Genomic DNA, 5,839 nt, shown 5'->3' with positions numbered 1-5,839 from the left:
CTTCTTTTTTATTGTTTTTAGGTTTTTCTTGCTCAACCATTTCTCCACCGATCTCTTTTATTTTTAGTATCAACGACTCTGGTACATACATGTCAATTACTTCTTCTGCTGTCACAAATAAAGCCTGATAAGAGTGTGAATTTATTATCCAATTAGGCAATATGTCTTCTGCTTCTATTTTATACTCTCCCTCTTTTTTGTCATATACTGTATAGCAATATAAGTGCACAGCAAAAAATAATACATAAGAGAGCAATATTCCTTTAAGCACTCCGAGAAAGATTCCAGTAACTCTATCGATAAACCCCAACCTTATGGGTGATAATATGTACATTAGCCAGTTATTTATTATCATGAATATAAGATTAAGTATAATAAATACAGAGATTGTAGAAAGTATGTTTAGTGTAACTTTAGAATCAAAATATTTACTATAATTTGGAGCGAAAAAATCATAGTGATTAGCTGTCAGAAAGACCGATAAAAATAGAAACATTAGTGCGCATAGCTCTTTTATAAAGCCTCTAGTTACCGAGATTATTACGCATAGAACAACAATGAAGATAATTAGGCTATCGAAAAGCATGTTTTATATCTATATGGTTTTCAAGATATAATAGTTGTAAATAACAAGGTTGTAAAATTAATTGTATTGATGCTGCATCAATTGATCTAAATACCTAGCGATCATGTCAATTTCTAAATTCAAATAATCATTTACTTTGTTGTACTGAAAAGTTGTATTTTCCCATGTATAGGGAGTGATATTTACTGTAAATTCCTGATTAATAACTGAATTCACTGTGAGGGAAACCCCATCTAGTGTAACGGAGCTTTTTTTTGCAACAAATTTAATTAATTCTTGTGGGCACGATAGTTTGATTTCATGAGAATCTAAATTTTGATTAATTGTTAAAAATTTTACTATCCCATCAACATGACCCTGAACCAGGTGGCCATCGATCTTATCGCTTAATCTCATTGCTTGTTCGAGATTTATTTTTTTTCCTATTCTCCACGTATTTAAGTTAGCAACCTTCATAGTTTCTTGAGATGCTTGGACTGTAAATGTATCGCTCATTATATCAACAACAGTTAAACACACACCAGAGCAAGCTATTGAATCTCCTTCATTTATAGAGGATAAATTTTGTGTCTTGATATGGAAAATTTGATCAGAGTTGGAGTGAGTGGTAGTATCAGTTATAGTCCCGATATCCGTGATAATTCCTTTAAACATATGGTGAAAATAAATAATTTTACCATGAAAAATTTTTTACAACAACTTATTTCTATTTTGTTATAGTTAAAGTAATTCTGGTTTACCGACAATTTAAAAAACGACAAATTCGTCATCCCGCTACGTGTTAGCGGGATCTAGAGATACCGTGACGGTATGACGTAGGAAAACTGAGCCTGCACTAGCTATAGGCGCGAGAAAGGGGATCGTTTTCACTTACTTGTTCAATAGATTCTATAGAATATTCAGAATATATGAAATAAGCCAAACTCAGAACACATAATGCAGTTAATATTGGTAACCCTATGTTCAATGCTAGCCCAATACTTTCTCTTTTTTCTGGTGGCACTAATCCTTTTAACATTGACACTTTTCCTAACGGAAAATGCCATAAGCAAAGTGTTGATGCAGATGCTACTATTATAAATAGACAAAAATAAGCCTTTTTTGAGGAAAATACAGTTTTTAATGATGATTTGAGTGTAATGTTAGTAGGTGGTAGAGTTTTAGCTTCATTTGTTGCTGGTGAAAGATCTTTAATTGGTAAAGGGTTTGTAGATTTATGAGGAGTATTTTCATGTTGTGGAGAAGGTTGTTGTATATAAACACCTGAAACTAATTTAAGCAATTGCTCTTTTTTTCTATATACTTGTTTTTGTAAATATTCTTTACCTAAAAGTGAGTTACTAAGAGGTTGTGGCCTTTCGAGTATCTGTAATACTTCTGATATCTCGCCTGGCTCTAATATTGCATGTAATTGTTTATCTTGAAAGTAAACAATATTGAATACTGAGCTGAAAATATTGCAAAATGTTTCTGGATCTTGATTTTTGTATCCACTCATCACTTCAATAAATATTTTATCGAGTTTTTTCCCCCTGTGCTCAATTTGGTTATCTATCATAGCTACTCTAGCATCATTTTGTGCTTGTTTTATGGCTAATGGTTTTTCTTTCTCTGATAGTTCTTTGGTCTGCTTTTTTGACTTCTTTTTTCTGTTAGCCTTAAAATACTCTGTGTGCGAAGTAGTTTGACCTACATTCTGTTCTGCTTCTTGAGGTATTGGATTTTCTATACTACCCCCTGTCATCCGAGTAGCTTGACTACTTGGATCCATGTTTCTTTTTTCCTGGTCAAACGCTGGAATAACACCAAATGGTATATTGTTGCTCTGTATAGAAAATTTTGGCAATTGTTGGGAAAAGAATTGTGACGTATTAAAAAAATTGGGTAGACAGAAAAAAGATCTAAACCAGAAAACGTTTTCATGCATTGCAGCAACTACTATCGAAACACGTGTAACTTGTTTTCCATTATTTGTTACATCGAAGCCAAATGAGCCTGTAACTGGTACGATTTGTTTATTTTGTGCATTTTTTTGGTTAGTTTCACTCTGTTCTTTTTTGTCTTCATTTTCAGTTTTTTCTGCATGTTGTAGCTTTTCATTTAGAAATAACTCGATTTGGTACAAGTTGTCCAGGTTAATGTTTTCAACGTCTGTTTGTAGCGTTATCGTTGTGCCCTGCAGAAGGATTTGAGGCGGAGCACTATTTACGAATTCTTCTACAGTTTTATAACTGTTAGTTTTACAGTAGTTATTATATAGTTCACTGCTTTCTTTGGGCACTTTTATGTTGGCTGTAAAATTTTTTTTCCCGGGAAAGGCAGATTTTGAAAAAATTAATTAAAGAGTTTATTCGAAATAATCTTATATTAAAGGTGTCTTTATCTGTTGCTGTTAGCTCAAATGAAAATTCTTGTATATTACTTTCAATACTTCTCGAGCGAATAGTACTGATCTTAATTGTTTCGCTAGAAAATGCTTTACTTATGTTTCTGGATTTTTCCTTAAAGAGCTTAGGTAAATCCTCTATTTTATACTTATTCTTAGTTTCAGTATTACTGTTGTGCATAGTTGATACAGCAAATTCATCAACGCAAAGGTAAATAAAAAAGATTAATCAGTCAATAAATTAATAATCAGAATAGGGCAATTTTTCGGATTGTTGATGATATTTAAAATTTCACTATAATGAAAGTTTAAGCCAGCGTTTTTAAGATGAATAAAGAGTTATTAGATGACATACTTTCACTTGAAGATAAAGCAGTTTCCGAAATTGAGAATGCTTCTTCTTTACAAGATTTAGAAAAAGTTAGGCTATCGTATTTGGGAAAAAAGGGTGTAATTAAAGCTTATTTTGACAACTTAAAAGAGATAGAAGACGCAGGAAAAAAGCGCAATTTAGGCGAAGTTATCAACGTTTTACGTAATAAGCTAGATCAGCTTATAATGAATAAGGAGAATATACTAAAAGCCGAAGAAGTTAACTTTAAATTGCAGAACGAGGCAGTTGATATCACGTTGTCTGCGAGGCCAGAAAAAATTGGCAAGGTCCATCCACTCAGTAAGGTTCTAAATGAAGTAAAGCTTATTTTTGCACATATGGGTTTTAAGGCAGTTGATGGCCCTGACATTGAAGATGAATTTCATGTATTTGATGCACTGAATACTCCAAGTCATCATCCTGCACGAGAGGAGCAAGATACCTTCTACTTAAAGAATAAAATAGATGATAAAAGAATGGTACTGCGCACTCACACCTCATCTGTACAGATTAGAACCATGGAAAAAACAAAAAAATTCCCAATTAAAATAGTAGCCGCAGGTAGAGTATACAGAAACGACTTTGATGCAACTCACACCCCTATGTTCCATCAAATAGAGGGGTTATATGTCGATGAGAATGTCAATATGGGCCAGTTAAAATTTACTATTCATCACTTCCTTAATAAGTTCTTTGGCGATAAAGGGCTGAAGATACGTTTTCGTAATAGTTTTTTCCCTTTTACCGAGCCTTCTGCGGAAGTGGACATAAGTTATAAAGGTAGTAAATGGATAGAAGTACTGGGATGCGGTATGACGCATCCAAATGTATTTCAAAATGTTGGAATAGACCATACTAAATACAACGGTTTTGCGTTTGGCATTGGTATAGAAAGGCTTGCAATGCTAAAATATCAAATTAGCGACTTGAGGAGCTTTTATGACAACAAAATCAGCTGGCTTGATCATTACGGTTTTCATTTTTCATCTTTAAGATAAGTGATAAGTAAAACTCATACGTTCGTTATACTTGCTTCAGGGCATGGCAGGCGGATGAATTCAGATTTGCCTAAGGTCCTACACAAAATAGGCAGTTTTTCCATGCTCCAGCATGTCATTTACAATGCAAAACAGTTAAATCCTGAAAATATTGCTGTTGTAGTTGATCAGCCTTTAATTGAAAGACTAAAGTGTTTTAAGGATATACAGTTAATTACACAAGAATTAACACTTGGCACGGGAGATGCGGTCAAAACTGCGATGAGAAACCTAAGAGAATTGCCAGATTCAAGCATAGTTGTTGTGCAGTATGGGGATACTCCGCTCATAAAAAGCAGCACAATAACTAAAATGATTAGTTATTTAGAAGGCAAGGCTCTAGTTTGCCTAGGTTTTAGGACAAGCAATAAAGAATACGGTAGGTTAATTATTGAGAATGGTTCCTTAAGAGAAATCGTAGAAGCAAAGAGTGATAAAAATAATCATGAAGAATTTCTTGCAAATGCTGGAATAATGGTTGCATGTGCAAAGAATTTACGTGAATTGGTGGAGAAAATAGAGTGCAATAGCTCAATTCATGAATATTACTTGACCGATATAGTTTCCATTGCAGTGAAGAGTAATTTAAATGTCGGTTACGTTATTACCGGTGGAGAAGAAGCAACGGGAATAAATAACAGAAATGACCTTATAAAAGCTGAGTTTTACTTTCAAGAAAATAAAAGAAAAATTTTTACCGACTCCGGAGTAACGCTTGTTGCACCAGAGACTGTTTTCTTTTCTCTTGATACGCAAATTGCCAGAGATTCAGTTATTTACCCATATGTTTTTTTCGGTACTGGAGTGAAAATAGAGTCTGGTGCGAAAATACTGCCATTTTCGCATTTAGAAAACTGCTTAATTAAAAGTAATGCTGAGGTCGGTCCATTTACCAGAATACGCGGAAACACAACAATTGGTAATAAGGCAAAAATAGGAAATTTTGTGGAAGTGAAAACAAGTGAAGTTGGTCAAAACACTAGAATAAAACACTTAAGTTATATAGGAAATGCTAAAGTAGGGCAGGAGAGTAATATAGGAGCAGGCACTATTGTTTGTAATTATGATGGGAAAAATAAACATGAAACGAATATAGGGAGCAATTGCTTTGTTGGCGCCAATAGCTCACTAATTGCGCCGCTTAATATTCATGATGAATCTGTAATTGCAGCAGGTAGTGTTATAGTTGAGGATGTACCAGAAAAAAGCCTTGCAATAGCAAGAGAAAAGCAAGTAACTAAGAGAATAAAGTAGTCTAATTTAATTATGTTGTTGTGTCATTTTTAATATTAGACTTCTTGCATAACCATATAACAAACTTTTATTGGGAATAGAAACAAAAAAACTTCCTTGACAAACTCCGCCAGCCCCCTTATCATCACAGTGAAGCTATTGTATTTGCTTTCGCCAATCTGCAGATTAAAAGGTAAGGATTACTTAATGTATCGGCGTCTTAT

General features: G+C 33.7%; 4 protein-coding genes and 1 pseudogene. 2 read left to right on the top strand and 3 right to left on the bottom strand.

Annotated features, from left to right (window positions below; all coding sequences use genetic code 11):
- The 3 genes and pseudogenes from OZD62_RS04160 to OZD62_RS04150 all read right to left on the bottom strand — a co-directional run.
- A partial coding sequence (locus OZD62_RS04160) for a CvpA family protein (RefSeq protein ID WP_275019489.1) occupies positions 1 to 586 on the bottom strand: 586 nt, incomplete at its 3' end.
- Between the two features lie 57 nt (positions 587 to 643).
- On the bottom strand, positions 644 to 1,240 hold the full coding sequence (locus OZD62_RS04155; protein WP_275019488.1) for a riboflavin synthase: 597 nt from the start codon (positions 1,238 to 1,240) through the stop codon (positions 644 to 646).
- Positions 1,241 to 1,421: 181 nt separating this feature from the next.
- Positions 1,422 to 3,153 (bottom strand): annotated as a pseudogene (locus OZD62_RS04150) (hypothetical protein).
- Positions 3,154 to 3,299: 146 nt separating this feature from the next.
- On the opposite strand from OZD62_RS04150, the gene pheS reads away from it, so the two are divergent.
- Complete coding sequence (gene pheS, locus OZD62_RS04145) at positions 3,300 to 4,343, top strand: phenylalanine--tRNA ligase subunit alpha (RefSeq protein WP_010082249.1); 1,044 nt, start codon at positions 3,300 to 3,302, stop codon at positions 4,341 to 4,343.
- Positions 4,344 to 5,636: a bifunctional UDP-N-acetylglucosamine diphosphorylase/glucosamine-1-phosphate N-acetyltransferase GlmU gene (gene glmU, locus OZD62_RS04140; RefSeq protein ID WP_275019487.1), complete on the top strand. Its 1,293-nt coding sequence runs from the start codon at positions 4,344 to 4,346 to the stop codon at positions 5,634 to 5,636.
- Positions 5,637 to 5,839: the final 203 nt, after the last annotated feature.

It is taken from the genome of Wolbachia endosymbiont of Drosophila seguyi, from assembly GCF_028981765.1.
Taxonomy (GTDB): Bacteria; Pseudomonadota; Alphaproteobacteria; order Rickettsiales; family Anaplasmataceae; genus Wolbachia; species Wolbachia pipientis.
The sequence above is the reverse complement of the archived record's forward strand: the minus strand, read 5'-3'. Positions and strand labels throughout refer to the sequence as shown.

Coding starts and splice junctions, on each gene's coding strand:
- OZD62_RS04155 (WP_275019488.1), bottom strand. CDS start 1,240: ATGTTTAAAGGAATTATCACGGATATCGGGACTATAACTGATACTACC.
- pheS (WP_010082249.1), top strand. CDS start 3,300: ATGAATAAAGAGTTATTAGATGACATACTTTCACTTGAAGATAAAGCA.